The 281-nt window shown below is 54.1% G+C and carries 1 protein-coding gene; it reads right to left on the bottom strand.

Features of this window, described 5'->3' with window-relative positions:
• Positions 1-281: hypothetical protein (locus D6B98_RS42165; protein ID WP_205680585.1), on the bottom strand; the 281-nt coding region annotated here is incomplete at both ends.

Here is a 281-nt window from a genome sequence, read left to right as displayed (position 1 = left end):
ACCCTCCTCTCCCTCTTCCCCTCTCTTCTCTCTCCTTCCCCCTCCCTTCCTTTTTTCCTCTTCCTCCTCTTTTTTCCCTCCCCCTTCCTCCCTCCCCTCCTTTTCCCTCTTCCTTCCTTCCTCCCTTTCTTTTTCCTTCTTCCCCTTCTCCTCCTCCTCTTTCCTCCCCCTCCTTTCCCTCTCTTTTTTCTCCTTCTTCCTTTTTCTCTCCCCCTCCTTCTCCTTCTCCCTCTTCTCCCTCCCCCTTTTTTTTCTCTTTCCTCCCCTCCCCCCCTCCCTCT

Source organism: Bradyrhizobium sp. LVM 105, from assembly GCF_003957705.1.
In the GTDB taxonomy this organism is placed as follows: Bacteria; Pseudomonadota; Alphaproteobacteria; order Rhizobiales; family Xanthobacteraceae; genus Bradyrhizobium; species Bradyrhizobium frederickii.
The sequence above is the reverse complement of the archived record's forward strand: the minus strand, read 5'-3'. Positions and strand labels throughout refer to the sequence as shown.